This window comes from Citrobacter sp. JGM124, from assembly GCF_018257795.1.
Taxonomy (GTDB): domain Bacteria; phylum Pseudomonadota; class Gammaproteobacteria; order Enterobacterales; family Enterobacteriaceae; genus JGM124.
In genome coordinates, this window is the sequence record NZ_JAERJD010000004.1 from 129374 (window position 1) to 144193 (window position 14820).

At 47.3% G+C, this 14820-nt stretch carries 13 protein-coding genes and 1 pseudogene; 12 read left to right on the plus strand and 2 right to left on the minus strand.

The window, feature by feature from the left end:
- Window positions 1-127 precede the first annotated feature (127 nt).
- Complete coding sequence (locus JK154_RS07010; protein ID WP_211991803.1) at window positions 128-1111, minus strand: helix-turn-helix domain-containing protein; 984 nt, start codon at window positions 1109-1111, stop codon at window positions 128-130.
- Window positions 1112-1542: 431 nt separating this feature from the next.
- Here JK154_RS07010 and dcm point away from each other — a divergent pair, with 431 nt between their 5' ends.
- Entirely contained in the window at window positions 1543-2982 is a 1440-nt protein-coding gene (gene dcm / locus JK154_RS07015) for a DNA (cytosine-5-)-methyltransferase (protein ID WP_211991804.1), read from the plus strand.
- A gap of 216 nt (window positions 2983-3198) precedes the next feature.
- On the opposite strand, the gene JK154_RS07020 is transcribed toward dcm, so the two are convergent.
- Window positions 3199-3579, minus strand: coding sequence for a hypothetical protein (locus JK154_RS07020; protein ID WP_211991805.1), 381 nt, complete (start codon window positions 3577-3579; stop codon window positions 3199-3201).
- 445 nt (window positions 3580-4024) lie between these two features.
- On the opposite strand from JK154_RS07020, the gene JK154_RS07025 reads away from it, so the two are divergent.
- From JK154_RS07025 to JK154_RS07075, 11 genes and pseudogenes are all read left to right on the plus strand, one after another.
- Window positions 4025-5041: a D-cysteine desulfhydrase gene (locus JK154_RS07025; RefSeq protein WP_211991806.1), complete on the plus strand. Its 1017-nt coding sequence runs from the start codon at window positions 4025-4027 to the stop codon at window positions 5039-5041.
- Window positions 5034-5759: an amino acid racemase gene (locus JK154_RS07030; protein ID WP_211991807.1), complete on the plus strand. Its 726-nt coding sequence runs from the start codon at window positions 5034-5036 to the stop codon at window positions 5757-5759. Before JK154_RS07025 ends, JK154_RS07030 begins: the two co-directional genes overlap by 8 nt.
- A 68-nt stretch (window positions 5760-5827) precedes the next feature.
- Window positions 5828-6829, plus strand: a complete 1002-nt coding sequence (locus JK154_RS07035; protein ID WP_211991808.1) for a glycine betaine ABC transporter substrate-binding protein — start codon at window positions 5828-5830, stop codon at window positions 6827-6829.
- The gene (locus JK154_RS07040) at window positions 6826-7596 is read left to right on the plus strand and encodes an ABC transporter permease (RefSeq protein ID WP_211991809.1); all 771 of its coding nucleotides are present in this window, start codon (window positions 6826-6828) and stop codon (window positions 7594-7596) included. Before JK154_RS07035 ends, JK154_RS07040 begins: the two co-directional genes overlap by 4 nt.
- Complete coding sequence (locus JK154_RS07045) at window positions 7596-8375, plus strand: ABC transporter ATP-binding protein (RefSeq protein WP_211991810.1); 780 nt, start codon at window positions 7596-7598, stop codon at window positions 8373-8375. The genes JK154_RS07040 and JK154_RS07045 overlap by 1 nt, the downstream gene beginning before the upstream one ends.
- Before the next feature lie 34 nt (window positions 8376-8409).
- Window positions 8410-9624, plus strand: coding sequence for a M20 family metallopeptidase (locus JK154_RS07050; RefSeq protein ID WP_211991811.1), 1215 nt, complete (start codon window positions 8410-8412; stop codon window positions 9622-9624).
- A 23-nt stretch (window positions 9625-9647) separates the two neighbouring features.
- A complete protein-coding gene (locus tag JK154_RS07055; protein ID WP_211991812.1) occupies window positions 9648-11210 on the plus strand; it encodes an ABC transporter substrate-binding protein in 1563 nt (520 codons plus the stop codon).
- A 12-nt stretch (window positions 11211-11222) separates the two neighbouring features.
- Complete coding sequence (locus tag JK154_RS07060; RefSeq protein ID WP_211991813.1) at window positions 11223-12179, plus strand: ABC transporter permease; 957 nt, start codon at window positions 11223-11225, stop codon at window positions 12177-12179.
- Window positions 12179-13027 (plus strand): ABC transporter permease, encoded by an 849-nt coding sequence (locus JK154_RS07065; RefSeq protein ID WP_211991814.1) that lies wholly within the window; start codon window positions 12179-12181, stop codon window positions 13025-13027. Before JK154_RS07060 ends, JK154_RS07065 begins: the two co-directional genes overlap by 1 nt.
- Before the next feature lies 1 nt (window position 13028).
- On the plus strand, window positions 13029-14009 hold the full coding sequence (locus tag JK154_RS07070; RefSeq protein WP_211991815.1) for an ABC transporter ATP-binding protein: 981 nt from the start codon (window positions 13029-13031) through the stop codon (window positions 14007-14009).
- A gap of 41 nt (window positions 14010-14050) precedes the next feature.
- Window positions 14051-14755 (plus strand): annotated as a pseudogene (locus JK154_RS07075) (ATP-binding cassette domain-containing protein); the annotation flags it as partial.
- Between the last annotated feature and the right edge of the window lie 65 nt (window positions 14756-14820).

The following is a 14820-nucleotide window of genomic DNA, read 5'->3' on the forward strand; positions in this document are numbered from 1 at the left end:
GATAATGAACATCAGCACTATTATACTAATCAGTATTGCACTCATATCATTAGGGTTATCATTATATAGCCTGGTGAGCTATATTCTGGAACGTCAGACAAAAAATTTTAAGTCTCGACACTAATTTCTATTTATAATTTTCAGGCTGGAACGCCCCTTTAAAATTATCTCGCCATGATGTTGGTGAGGTATAATATTTTTCACGGAAAAGTTTGCTAAATAGAGAATGGCTGACAAATCCACAACGCCATGAAATTTGTTCAATTCGTAACTTATTATTATTTTCTAACATTTCACGAGCCGCATTCAAGCGTATATTTTTGATCACCAGCATCACTGAGGTGTTTTGTTCATTGAAGGCCCGGTCAAGACTGGCCCTTGAACAGCGAAGTACTTTTGATATCAGGTCAGGAGATAAATCATGCTGACTAAAATTCTGTTGAATATATGATTTGGCACCATTGAAGATAACGTGTCTTTTTCCCTCTGACATTAAGCCTTGTTCTTTGGCGATATCGAGCATCATTAATAACGCCATATTATGCAGGCCATCGACGATGAGTGCGGTGGATTTAGAATCCAGATGTGCTGACTGGGCATCAAGCAAGAGCATATGAGATTTTAAAAACGTCGCTAAATGATGATGTTCCAAAGATATCGCGGGTTGGTTTAGTCTGCCATCAAAAATCCCTTTAACCTGTTCCGGGTATGGAAGGATATAGAGCTGTTTTACATCAGTACACTGGTAATGGTAGTAGTCATTACGCTCATGCAGGATAAGTGTACCTTGATTTATTTGTGCATAGCGATCGGCTTTTCGGGTATTAATCCGTTGTTGCCCGTGAAGAATTACCGATATATAAGCGGCAGAACCTTGTGTCGTGTGAGGGTCATAAATAGTCTCATTGCTTGAACCATGAGCACTGCAATAATCACCCAGCACGCCGGATATTGTTTTATGGTGGGCAATAATCTCTTCTGGTCTTCGATTGTTCACAACATCGATACCATAACAATTGAGGTTCTGTGATATTTGGCTAACACGCTCTTCCGGCTGAATATTTTCAGCATTCATGATATGTGGAACGTATAGTGCCGAAGGTCTGGGCATAAGCGAGTTCGATCCTGATTATAGTGCAGCTGAATGCTTTTATTTTATTTGGAATGTTACAGTAGATTAGTCATTTTAGATTTACAAACGATGCTATCTATTTTAGTAGAAATAACTTTTTAATATGGTGTTTTTGGTTTAATAAAAAATTCATCTTATTGTCATACGTACTAAAAAATACCTTCTGTCACTATAAACGCCATTCTGGCGAGCCAGATATCTATAACACAGAAGAAGTGCCACACTATTATAGGCATGCTAATTATAGTGTTATTTTATGTATTCTCTTATTTGACAGACGGTTAATTAATGTTTTTTGGTTATTTACCACAATCATGAGTGACTCAGGCTCACTGTATACATACCCAGACGGTCATGATAGGGTTAATTATGTGACTTTTGGTCACACCGATAACCCAGATGGAGCCAGCATGAAAGAGTTACAACCGGTCATTAATGAACTTATTGAACAGTCACGGCATGCAGATAAGCATAAGCAAGAAGAAGAATTGTCGCTGTTGAAAAGTGTTCTTGAGATCTATGACCAAAAGGTTGTGGCTGAAGTGTTGCGTGCGGTGAGTGGCAGTGACTGGACGCGTGAGACCATCAACCGTTGGGTAAATGGTAAGCTAGCGAACAAGCGACTGGTTGACGTTGAGGTCAGGATGCTTAAAAGCTTGTTACCCTCAGTACCGGCACATTATGCCCGGAGTCGCTTTCGCTTTATTGACTTGTTTGCGGGTATCGGTGGTATTCGGAGTGGGTTTGAGGCTATTGGTGGGGAGTGTGTTTTCACCAGTGAATGGAACCGCTATTCCGTCAGAACCTATAAAGCTAACTGGTATTGTGATGAAAATAACCATACTTTTAATTCAGATATTCGAGATGTTACGCTGAGTCACAAGGAGGACATCTCTGAGGAGCAGGCTTACAGCCATATTGATAACAGTATCCCTGATCATGATGTTCTGCTGGCAGGTTTTCCCTGTCAGCCTTTCAGCCTGGCTGGCGTTAGCAAAAAGAACTCACTGGGCCGAAAACATGGATTTGAGTGCGATACTCAGGGAACACTCTTTTTTGATGTTGCGCGCATCATTATGGCGAAAAAGCCCGCTATCTTTATTCTTGAGAATGTGAAGAACCTGAAAAGCCATGATAAAGGTAAAACCTTCAGGGTTATCATGGATACCCTGAATGAGTTAGGTTATGACGTGGCTGACGCCGATGCCATGGGAGCAGATGACCCAAAAGTCATCGACGGGAAGCGTTTTCTTCCCCAACACCGTGAACGTATTGTCTTAGTTGGATTCAGGCGTGATCTCAATCTTGCGGATGGCTTTACCTTGAGGGATATCGTGAAAGAGTTTCCACAACGACGTCCGACAGTGAAAGACCTGCTTGATGATGATGTTGATGAAAAGTACATCCTGACGCCAAAACTTTGGAACTATCTTTATCAGTATGCCAAAAAACACAAAGAAAAAGGGAATGGGTTCGGGTTTGGGCTGGTAAATACAGATGATCAAACGGCAGTATGCCGGACCCTGAGTGCCAGATATCACAAGGATGGTTCTGAAATTTTAATTGATCGGGGCTGGGACATGCATCTTGGCGATCAGGAATTTGATAATCAGGACAATATGTCCTGTCGCCCACGCAGATTAACGCCAAGAGAATGTGCGCGACTGATGGGGTTTGAACAGCCTGGCAAAGTGGCTTTTCGCATTCCGGTGTCTGACACTCAGGCCTACCGACAATTTGGAAACTCAGTGGTAGTACCGGTTTTTGCTGCAGTGGCTCGTTTACTGGATTCAAGAATTTCCCGGGCTGTTGAAATCCGAAAATCTCAGGAATTGAACCATGTCAGTTGATTTTTCAGTATTAAAACCCTGGTGAGCGTAGCACGGAGATGTCTGGCATCAGTCTCATGAAGGCCTGGATTCTGTTTCGATTCATTATGGTATTTGGTCGTGCAATTCTACCCGGGCCAATATTGGCGATTTGTGGGACCGGCTTGCAGAGTCTGTTGCCAGGTGTTGGCAGACAACCAGCTATGCTGGCATAGTGGTTGTCTGTGGCCTGATGCTTTACTGTTTACTATTAGAAAGTGCTTGTGTGGTTGCGGCCAGGCAGCCTTCCATAAATTTTTGATGGGTGCCCTGAGTATCATTTTTCACTGCGCTGGCAAATGCTTCATCTGAGGTGCTGGCTTTCAGGGAAGTCAGTAACTGTCCCTTCATCTGATTGGCTGAATCTTCGTTAAGCGAAGGGCTCAGGCTTTTAATCTTGGCAATGGCTTTATCAACGGTGGCTTCTGGTGTTTGCTGCTTGATGATAACGTCAGTGATCTGTTCCCAGGTCAGATCACACACTGTCTGAGATTGCTTCGTAATATCGGCGTTTTTATTTGCTGCCAAAGTCGAAAAAGATAACATTCCACAAAGTACGAATAACATGACTTTTTTCATTGCTGATCTCCAGTAGATAAAAATTTTCCCATCGGCCATGACTGCTGTTATTGACTAACGATAGTGATGTCAGTACCAGCAGGCGATTGCCACTCCCTTACCCGGACCTTTCGCACATCGCTAAGTATATACTCTAAATTACGGTTGTGATGTGACAGGAGAAAGTTCCTGGAAATGGAACCCGGACCTGACGAAAATGCAGGCATCACCCCTCAGCCACGATTTTTCATCACAATATAAGGTGAATATTTATCATTTATGAGAACAGTCTTTTTTATATAAGATATTCCTGCTTATTATAATATTTTTTATTTTACTCGGCAGTATCTTATTTAGTTATTTTATGGAATTCATTATCCAATATTGTTAATTAAGCTCGATAGTCAGATGTGTATAATCAAAATCAATTTCTGATCAAACTGATTTTTATTATCAAGGGGTTACTATGCACCTGGCTCGCTTTCCACGTATTTCTCTTGGTCATTTTCCTACGCCATTAGAGCCGTTAAATAATCTTTCTGCTTTACTTGGCGGGCCAAAAATATGGGTGAAGCGGGATGATGCAACCGGTCTGGCAAGCGGTGGAAATAAAACCAGGAAGCTAGAGTTTTTACTTGCGGATGCCATCAAGAAAGGGGCTGATACCATTATCACCCAGGGCGCAACACAATCGAATCATGTACGGCAAACAATTGCTGGTGCTGCAAAACTGGGTTTAAAAGCCAAAGCTTTCCTGGAACAACGTGTGACGCAGTTTGGTGATGACTACCAGCATTCTGGTAACGTATTGCTGGATGGCTTACTCGGGGGGGAGATTGTTGCACATTTACCGAATGGTACGGATATGCAGCTCGCCATGGAAGAGTATGCTTCCCAGTTACGTAGGCAGGGACACAACCCTTATATTATCCCTGGTGGGGGGTCGAATCCGATTGGTGCTTTAGGCTATGTCGCTTGCGCCGAAGAGCTCCTTTATCAGTCGTCCCAACAACGTTTGCATATTCACCATGTAGTACATGCCAGCGGAAGCACCGGAACTCAGGCGGGTTTAGTGGCAGGATTCACTGCAACCCATAGCCAAATCCCTGTCCTTGGGATCAGTGTCCGTGCCCCTAAAGAGAAACAAGAAGAGAATGTCTGGCAGTTGGCATCTCGAACGTTGGCATTACTGGGTGTATCAGGTGAATTACCTCGTGAAGCGGTGGTAGCCAATAGCGATTATGTTGGGGATGGATATGGCTTACCCACCGAAGGCACACTCGAAGCCTTAGCGCTTTTCGCTCGCCATGAAGGCCTGTTATTAGATCCCGTATATTCCGCAAAGGGTGCTGCAGGGCTGATTGATCTGATCCGTAAAGGCTTCTTCCAGCCGGACGAAAACGTGGTGTTTATCCATACCGGTGGATCCGCAGGATTATTCGGTTATCGACACATTCTGGAAGAGTACATCAGCCATGCCTGAACCCTTTTTACTTGGCGTACTGGGAGGTATGGGTCCACTGGCTACGCTTGATTTTCAGCACCAATTACTGGAAGCCACCGATGCCGGGAGTGATCAACAGCATCTCCCCTCCGTGGTCTGGAATGTACCCCAGGTGGCTGATCGTCAAAAGGCCCTTGCGGGTAATGGTCCTTCACCATTACCACAGCTGCTGACAGGTATTAAGAAACTGAATCAGGCAGGTGCCAGTCATATTGTAATCCCATGCAATACCGCACATCACTGGTATCCAGAACTGAGCCATGCGAGTGATGCCCCTGTTTTGCACATTGTCGATACGGTTGTGGATAAATTGATCCAGGCTTCAGAAAAACCTCAACGCGTGGGGATCATTGCCACTCAAGGCACACTGGATGCCGGTTGGTTCCAGCAGCGTCTGAATGCACAAGGCATTGAAACGATCATTGCCGATAAGAGCGAGCTTGAAACATGGTTTGTTCCCGGTTGCTATGCGGTTAAACGCGGTCATCTTATTGAAGGTGGCCAGCTCCTTTCTCTGCAGGCACAGGCGCTACTAACGCGTGGTGCACAGCAGCTGGTATTAGCCTGCACTGAAGTTCCTGTTGCCCTCCGCGCAGTGAATGCCCCCTTTCTATCACTGACTCACGACCCCGCTCGCCTGTTAGCCGAACGATGTTCCCGCCTTTGGCAGGACTACCGTCTGACTTATTTGGCTTAAAAAGCAGTCGTTTTATTAGCCAGCTCGTCTCTGGAATTCAATTAATCGTATGATTTTAAGGAAATAGAATGAACAAAAAACTGAGTTTACTGCTTGTTGCCAGCAGCCTGTGGGCCAGTGTGGGGATTGCGGCAACCCCGAGTGAGGTACGTGTCGCCTATAGTGGCGGATCGCAGGTATTGCTGTTAGCAAAAGCCGATGGCTCTTTAGATAAAGCGCTTCATAGCCCGGTGAAATGGGTGCAGTTTGCGTCCGGTGCTGATGCTCTTAATTACTTTGCCAGTGATGCGATTGATATTGCGAATTTTGGTTCCAGCCCGACTACCGCCGGTATTGTTCGCAACCTGCCCATTGAAATTGTTGGCGTATCTGGGGTGATTGCAACTTATGAGCGTTTAATCGGTAAACAGGGTATCAACTCAATTAAAGATATTGAAGGCAAGCGTGTTGCTTACCCACCAAATTCCACCGCCCAGTATGCTCTCGAAGCTGCTATCACGGTGAATAAGCTGGATCGTAGCAAAATTACGTTACTGCCATTACGCCCGGCAGAGATGGTTGCAGCGTGGAAACGTGGCGATATTGATGCCGGATATGTCTGGGCACCCTTCGCCCAGGAGCTGGAATCTTCAGGTGGGCACACTGTCTTTTCGACTAAAGAGTTACAGAAAGATGGCTACCTGATTTACAACAACTATGCAGTTCGCAAAGCATTTGCCGATCAGTACCCCGAAACGGTGGCGGAATTTTTACGCGTACATCAGCAAAAAGTGGACCAATTTAAGAAAGACCCGGAAGCCGCGGCAGCTATCGTAGCTAAAGAAGTGGGCGCACCGTTGACCACGGCAACAAATACATTAAGTGGTCTGGAATATCCGAGCCTGGCAGAGCAGGGTACGGCTGCCTGGTTGGGTAATGGCACAGACACCACGGAAAGTGGTATTGGCCAGGCATTAACTAAAACCTCTAACTTCCTTGCCGGTATTGGTGAGATCCGTCAGCGTGATATTCCTAAAAATTGGGATAACGCGATTGATTCCAGCTATATCCGGGAAGCGGCAGCAAAATGAAATTAGCTAAACATGTTGCCATCAGTGTCGCATCAGTCGCGATCTTCCTGGCAATTTGGCAACTGGCGGCGACCCGGCAATGGGTCGATCCGCTATTACTTCCATCGCTGACAGATATTGGCCTGACTGCCGAGGAGTTACTGGCAGATGGTTATCGACAGGTACCACTATGGCAACATATCGCGGTCAGTCTCGCCCGGGCACTGAGTGCCTTTGCGGTGGCGATTGTGCTGGGGATTCCATTAGGTCTGTTGATGGGAATGTCTGCCGGTCTGTCAGCAGTATTGAATCCTTTTGTTCAGTTCTTACGCCCATTGCCAAAAATAGCACTGATACCTCTGGCGGTGGTGTGGCTGGGTATTGGTGAAGCCTCTAAGTTCTTCCTGATTTTTATTGCCACTTTCTTGAGTGTGGTGGTTGGTGCTACGGCGGCCGTTGAACGTATTGGGCAGACACGTATTCGTGTTGCACAGACCCTCGGTGCCACAAAATTACAGATTTTTCTGCGAGTTGTGTTACCGGATGCCCTTCCTGAACTCTTCACCGCAACACGTTTATCTATTGGTATTGGCTGGACATCACTGATTGCTGCCGAAATGATTGCCGCCAGCTCCGGTCTGGGCTGGATGGTGATTAATGCCAGCTCTTATTTACGGACGGACATTGTCATGCTGGGCATCTTACTGCTCGGGACTACCGGTTATTTACTGGATTTATTATTACTGGGACTGCAGCGATTCTTTGTCCCTTGGGCGGGGAAAGAGTAATGGTTGCTCAGATCGAACTGGATAATATTTCACTGACTTTTCCGGGGAATGTCCAGCCCGTTACGGTGCTTGAAGACATTTCTTTAACACTGGAGAAAGGCGAATTCGTGGTGCTACTGGGGCCATCTGGCTGTGGTAAGTCCACCATTCTTAATCTTATTGCTGGATTCACCAAGCCCGACAGTGGGCGAGTGCTGGCAGCGGGGAAACAGGTACAGAAACCAGGGCCTGAACGGGGCATGATTTTTCAGCAAGCTAATCTTTTCCCATGGTTATCGGTACTGAATAACGTCACTTTTGGTCCACGTCTTGGTCGACATAACAAAGAGGTTGTGAACGCCAGGGCACTGGACTGGATCCACCGCGTGGGGCTTAAAGGCTTTGAACATCATGCGCCCTGGCAGCTTTCTGGTGGTATGAAGCAGCGTGTGGCGATGGCGCGGGCCTGGTTACCGGAACCTGAAGTGCTCTTGCTGGATGAACCTTTTGGAGCCCTGGATGCACAGACCCGGCTAATGATGCAGGAATTGTTGCGTGAGGCATGGTTGGCGACCCACACCACGATGTTATTTGTGACACACGATGTGGAAGAGGCGTTATTTCTTGCGGACAGGGTTCTGATCATGTCGGCACGACCAGGAAAAATTGTTGAGGAAGTTGTCCTGCCCTTTGGACGCAAACGCGATATCGAGACGCTATCGGAATACCCGGGCTACGGCGAAATTAAACAACATGTATTACATCGAGTACGTCAGGAAGCAAAACGTCATTTAGGCTAACCCCAATATAATTATTATTTCAGAGGTGGATACCGTGAGTACAATTAAATTACAAGACCGTCTGGACGAAAGTATTCAACAACATCAGGATGAATATATTGCGATAGCAAAAGATATTCATGCTCATCCTGAAACAGGAAATAATGAATATTATGCTAGCGGGTTATTAACTCAGTTATTAGAAAAGAATGGTTTTACTGTGACCAAGAATGTTGTTGGCCATGAAACAGCTTTCTATGCTGTTAAAGACAGCGGGAAACCGGGTGCCACCATTGCTTATTTGGCTGAATATGATGCCCTCATCGATATCGGCCATGCATGCGGGCACAATATTATTGGCGTCACCAGTATTGCTGCAGCCATTGCGCTAAGTGATGTACTGGATGAAACCGGTGGCAAAGTTATCGTACTGGGCACGCCAGCCGAAGAGGGGGGATTACGGGGTAAAGGCGGACCAAACGGCAATGTTAAAGCACGTTTTGTGGAGCATGGCTATCTTGAAGATGTGGATGCCGCGTTGATGGTCCACCCATCAGGTAAGACCCGCCTGACGGGCCCGACCCTTGCTAACAACCATCTCTATTTCCATTTTTACGGTAAACCCTCCCATGCGGGTAGCTCGCCACACAAAGGGATTAATGCGCTGGATGCACTGGTTCTGCTCTACAACGGTATTAGTGTCTTACGCCAGCAGTTGCCAGATGGTGTTCGTGTCCATGGCATTATTACCAATGGGGGGCAGGCACCGAATGTCATCCCCGAGTATGCTTCCGCTCATTACTATATCCGTGCCCATACCCGTGAAGAGGTATTAGCGCTGGAGCCACGTATTCGAGCTATTGCTGAAGGGGTTGCCCTGGCAACGGGAACCACGGTCAAAATTGAACACCAGGTTGGGCCACGCGACTTCCGTATTAATCACACGTTAAATGGTGTGCTGTTAACCGAGTTTACCGATGCGGGTGAATATGTGGAGCTGAAAGAAAAAGAAGGGTTAGGTTCGACAGATGCTGGAGATATCAGCCATGCGGTTCCGACAGCCCACCCTTATATCAAAATTGGCCCGGATGACTTGATTGGTCACACTGTTGCCTTCCGTGAAGCGGCTAATTCAGAACAAGGATACAGTGCGCTGGTTACTGGTGCGCAAGTTCTGGCACGTACTGGTCTGCGTTTACTGACGGACCAGGCACTATTGCAAGAAGCCAAAGATGAATTTACCGGACACACCGCCACCCAGGCCGCCTGATATTTAACCGGAGCAGATGAATAATGAAAACCTTCTTTTCTGCTGCTGCATTAATGCTGGCAGCTATTTTACCGGTAGGAACAGCGGTCGCGGAAACGGTAAACCGTGATGCTACCCTGAATATTGCTTACGGTAATCGTCCAGGCACTCTGGACCCCTACCTGACCACCAACAATGCCACTACGGATGTTATGCGGCATGTTTTTGAAACGTTATTTACCATTAATGAAAAGTATGAACCTGTACCTGAGTTAGTCGAAAGCTACACACTGAGCGATGATCGTAAAACCTATACTTTGGTATTGCGTGAAGGGGTCCAGTTTCATGATGGGCAGCCACTCACTGCTGATGACGTGGTGGCGTCCATGAACCGCTGGTTGACGGTTTCCCCCCAAGGGAAAGCGAATCTGCCAGGTGTTAAATTCAGTAAAATTGATGATAAAACGGTCAGCTTCACGTTGCCGGAGCCTTCACTAATCACCCTTAATATATTGACTGATGTAAAAAATATTCCAGCCATTATGCCTAAGCGCCTGATTGATGAGGCGAATGAAACCAAGAAACCGGTCAGTGAATTTATCGGCACCGGGCCGTATAAGTTGGCGGAGTTTAAAGCGGGTGACTACCTGCATCTGACCCGAAATGATCACTATCTTTCACGTAAAGAGCCTGCCAGTGGGCTGTCTGGTCAGAAAAATGCCAATGTGAAAGATATCTGGTTCCGCTATATCACCGATGAGTCTACACGCCTTGCCGGGGCAATGACTGGAGAGTATGACCTGGTATTCCAGTTGCCAAAGGATAATATCGACGCGATAGAGCGATCCCAGGATAGTGTACTCTATCAGCCAGAAAATGGCGGTTCATTAATCACCTATTTGTTTAATAAGAACCAAGGCCCTTTTGCCAATGTTAAGTTAAGACAGGCGTTTAACCTGGCTCTGGATGTCCATGAAGCGTTACTGGCAGGGTATAGTGATCCGCGCTTTTTTAAAGAGGACTCGTCGTTAGGGTTCCCGGAACAGGTCGACTGGTATAGCGAGTCGGGTAAACCTTACTGGAATCAACATAAACTTGATGAAGCCAGGGCGTTGGTGAAAGCTTCTGGCTATAACGGTGAAGAGGTGGTGATCATTGCCACCAAAGAGTATGCCGGGCTGTACAACCTGGCGATTGTTGCCCAGCAAGTTCTCAAGCAGATCGGTGTGAATTCACGGCTTGATGTTTACGACTGGCCTACCGTGTTGCAACGTCGTCAGGATCCGAAGAATTTCGATCTGTGTGCCCTGGAATTCACCATGCGTCAGGTGGTGCACCAGTATCCATTCCTCGATTCTCGCGGGAAATTTCCTGGCTTAAGTAATAGCAAGGAAATTGACAATGTACTGGATGAGATAAAACAGGCTCCTTCCCTGAAAGCATCACGTCCACTGGTTGATAAACTCAATACCCTTACCTGGCAGTATCTGCCGGTTATTATTTTAGGTCGTACCACCCCGAGCCCGGTAGCCATTAAAAAGAATATTAAGGGCTACCAGGATTTGAGTGGGCCAGTACTCTGGAATATTAGTGTCGACAAGACCTAACAGGAGAAGGCGATGAAACGTTATTTCTTTCACCGCCTGCTGGCACTGCTACCGGTACTGCTGGTGGTGTCGGTAGTGGTATTTTGTCTGATACATCTGGCGCCGGGCGATCCGGCTGCCGTGATTTTAGGTAATGACGCGACACCGCAGGACATCGCCGCATTACGTGACCAGATGGGCCTTAACCGACCCATGTTCGTTCAGTTTACAGAATGGTTTGGCAGCATCTTAACCGGTGACTTAGGGCAGTCATTATTTCTGAATACCAGCGTCATGACGTTATTTTTACAGCATTTAACCCCGACCCTGGCTCTTGCCTTCTATGCCATGGCGATAGCGTTGGTACTGGGGCTCACGGGGGGAGTACTCAGTGCATGGCGTCATGGCGGTATTACTGACACGGTGATTCGTGCACTGGCGACGTTTGGTATGTCTGTGCCTGGTTTTTTGCTCGGGTTATTTTTAATTTTTGTTTTTGCTGTTCAGCTCCGCTGGTTTCCCGTTGTTGGGTATCGGTCTACCAATGGCTCACTGTGGCTTAATATTTGGTATCTGACGTTGCCGGCATTTGCCTTGGGCATACGTATTGCCGCACTGATTGCTCGTATGACAAGAGCAGTGATGCTGGATGTGATGCGAGAAAACTTTATTAATACTGCACGGGCAAAAGGTGTTCCGGAAAGGCTGGTGATGTTGCGTCATACCTTGAAAAATGCACTGATCCCTGTTCTCACCATTTGCGGTGAGTCTTTTGCTTCATTAGTCACCGGCACCATTGTGATTGAAAGTGTCTTTGGTATTCCAGGTATTGGGGCATTGATTGTCCATTCCATCGAGCGCAGAGATGTGACGGTGATTCAGGGGGTCGTGTTATTAATAACTGTTTGTTATGTCTTGATTAATCTGCTGGTTGATTTACTCAGTTATCTGGCTGACCCACGTTTGTCTGTGAATGGGGATGGTCACTGATGCTTACCAAAAATACGTCTCTTCTTGTATGGCCCTTAGTATTAGTGGCGATCGTGCTGTTATCGTTCTTTGCCAACGCGGTTAGTCCTTACGATCCCTATAGCATCAATCCATTAAGTCGGCTTAAACCCCCGTCGCCTGAGCACTGGTTTGGCACGGATAATTTTGGCCGGGATCTCTTTGTGCGAGTTGCCTTAGCGGTACGTGTTTCTCTCTCTGTTGGTGCGGCGGTGGCTGTCATTGCGGGGGCTGCCGGTATCATTATCGGGTTACTCTGTGCCTGGTATCGCCCGGTAGACCGGATACTCATGCGGGTATGCGACGGGCTATTTGCGTTTCCCTCACTGCTGTTGGCGATTGCTATTGTTGGTGTCTTGGGGCCGCAAATCATTAACGTTATTCTGGCCCTGTCACTGGTCTATATTCCGTCAATAGCACGCGTTATTCGTGGTGCAGCAATGGTCATTAAAGAGAAAAACTTTATCGAAGCCCTGCGCTCACAAGGGGCTTCGGCCTCACGTATTATCTGGCTACATTTACTGCCGAATGTGATATCCCCTTTTATCGTGCAAGTGAGCTGGGTTTTTTCCGTCGCTATTCTGACTGAAGCCGCACTGAGTTTTTTAGGGTCCGGCGTGCCAGCCCCGATGCCCAGTCTTGGTAATTTATTACTTGAAGGTAAAGCCGTTATCTTCTCCGCCTGGTGGATGACGTTTTTCCCGGGGGTCACCATCGTACTACTGATCCTGGGGCTCAATATTATTGGTGATGATTTACGTGACCGTGCCGATCCTGGGTTAAAACCTTTACCTCGTCGTGTATTACACCTGTTGAAACAAGGAAAATAGCATGGCTGAAACCCTACTCAGCGTGAATCAACTGGTGGTGAGCTTTGCCACTCAGCAGGGGGTTATTTCACCGGTACGCAATGTCTCATTTGAGGTTAATGCGCATGAAACCCTGGGCATCATTGGCGAGTCTGGCTGTGGTAAAAGCGTGACGGCACAAGCGTTAATGGGGCTGCTTCCTCCGCGTACGAGTCGTACTGATGGGGAAGTGTTATTAGCAGGCAAGGCGCTGCATAAATTATCAACCAAAGCACGGCGTCAGTTAAGTGGCCGGGAAATGGCGATGGTTTTCCAGGACCCCCTTGCCAGCCTCAATCCGGTGATGACGATTGGCTACCAGCTGGATGAAAGTCTGAGGCTGCACACTGCCCTTAATCGCCAACAACGGCAAGAAAAAGTTCTTGATTTACTTGAACAAGTAGGAATACCCGACCCGGCACGCTGTGTCCGTTCATGGCCACATGAGCTTTCCGGAGGGATGCGCCAGAGAGTGATGATAGCCATGGCTGTTTCCACATCCCCGAAATTATTGATAGCCGATGAACCGACGACGGCACTGGATGCCACCATACAGGCACAGATCCTCTCTCTGTTGGATGATATTAAGCAACAGACAGGAATGGGGATCATCATTATTACCCATGACCTGAGCGTCGTCGCCCGTCTATGCCAACGAGTCCTGGTGTTGTATGCCGGGCAAGTCGTTGAGGAAACAGATGTCTATACCCTGTTTGACCGTCCTCAGCACCCTTATACCCGCGCACTATTAGCGGCTCGGCCCTCCCTGCAAAATCAGCCGAAAACCACGCTGCCCGAGATCAAGGGGCAAGTACCTGCATTGAATAATTTACCCACGGGATGTGCTTATGCCGATCGTTGCCCATTAGCACAGGCGCGTTGTCGGGAACAGCAACCTGCACTCAGTGCTATTGGTCACCAAAATCATCTGGTTCGTTGCTGGCGCGTGGAGGAAGCATCCTAATGACAGTCCCGTTACTGAGAGTCAATAATCTGTCAAAAACATTTCATCGGCAGGGACAAGCCGTTCATGCGGTAGACAATGTCAGTTTTACGATTAATACCGGCGAGACTTGGGCCCTGGTGGGGGAGTCAGGAAGCGGTAAAAGCACGACTGGAAGACTGGTTCTGGGGCTGACGCCTTCATCTGAGGGAAGTATCCATTTTGATGGGCGTTTACTGACAGGAAAAGGGAACGGGGCATGGAAATCAGTACGTCGGGATATGCAGATGATTTTTCAGGACCCATTATCCTCACTGGACCCGAAGCGTACGATTGGATACAGCCTGGCTGAACCATTAATTATTCATGGTATTGGCAACCGAAAATCACAGGTTGCTGAAATGCTGGAACAGGTTGGCCTGCGGCCCGAGGATGCGGGGCGCTATCCCCATGAGTTTTCTGGGGGACAACGCCAGAGGATAGGTATCGCCAGAGCGTTAATTTTAAAACCAAAGCTGATTATTTGCGATGAGCCCGTCTCTGCGCTGGATGTGTCTATCCAGTCACAAATACTGAATTTATTAATGTCATTACAGCGCGAATACGGTCTGACTTACCTCTTTATCTCCCATGACCTTAATGTCGTGAGGCATATCGCTGATAAGGTGGGGGTGATGTATCGTGGCAATCTTGTGGAACAAGGGCCGCGTGAGGCTATCTTTACCCAACCCCGGCATGATTATACGCGTTACTTACTTAATGCTGTGCTGCCAGAGAGTCCTGTCCCCCCAGGGGGGAGTGATATCGCCTGAATATTTTAACTGGATGTTCA

What these genes read in the sequence shown, in the direction of transcription:
- dcm (WP_211991804.1), top strand. Translation starts at nt 1,543, where the DNA reads ATGAAAGAGTTACAACCGGTCATTAATGAACTTATTGAACAGTCACGG.
- JK154_RS07065 (WP_211991814.1), top strand. Translation starts at nt 12,179, where the DNA reads ATGCTTACCAAAAATACGTCTCTTCTTGTATGGCCCTTAGTATTAGTG.
- JK154_RS07060 (WP_211991813.1), top strand. Translation starts at nt 11,223, where the DNA reads ATGAAACGTTATTTCTTTCACCGCCTGCTGGCACTGCTACCGGTACTG.
- JK154_RS07055 (WP_211991812.1), top strand. Translation starts at nt 9,648, where the DNA reads ATGAAAACCTTCTTTTCTGCTGCTGCATTAATGCTGGCAGCTATTTTA.
- JK154_RS07035 (WP_211991808.1), top strand. Translation starts at nt 5,828, where the DNA reads ATGAACAAAAAACTGAGTTTACTGCTTGTTGCCAGCAGCCTGTGGGCC.
- JK154_RS07025 (WP_211991806.1), top strand. Translation starts at nt 4,025, where the DNA reads ATGCACCTGGCTCGCTTTCCACGTATTTCTCTTGGTCATTTTCCTACG.
- JK154_RS07070 (WP_211991815.1), top strand. Translation starts at nt 13,029, where the DNA reads ATGGCTGAAACCCTACTCAGCGTGAATCAACTGGTGGTGAGCTTTGCC.
- JK154_RS07030 (WP_211991807.1), top strand. Translation starts at nt 5,034, where the DNA reads ATGCCTGAACCCTTTTTACTTGGCGTACTGGGAGGTATGGGTCCACTG.
- JK154_RS07040 (WP_211991809.1), top strand. Translation starts at nt 6,826, where the DNA reads ATGAAATTAGCTAAACATGTTGCCATCAGTGTCGCATCAGTCGCGATC.
- JK154_RS07020 (WP_211991805.1), bottom strand. Translation starts at nt 3,579, where the DNA reads ATGAAAAAAGTCATGTTATTCGTACTTTGTGGAATGTTATCTTTTTCG.
- JK154_RS07045 (WP_211991810.1), top strand. Translation starts at nt 7,596, where the DNA reads ATGGTTGCTCAGATCGAACTGGATAATATTTCACTGACTTTTCCGGGG.
- JK154_RS07010 (WP_211991803.1), bottom strand. Translation starts at nt 1,111, where the DNA reads ATGCCCAGACCTTCGGCACTATACGTTCCACATATCATGAATGCTGAA.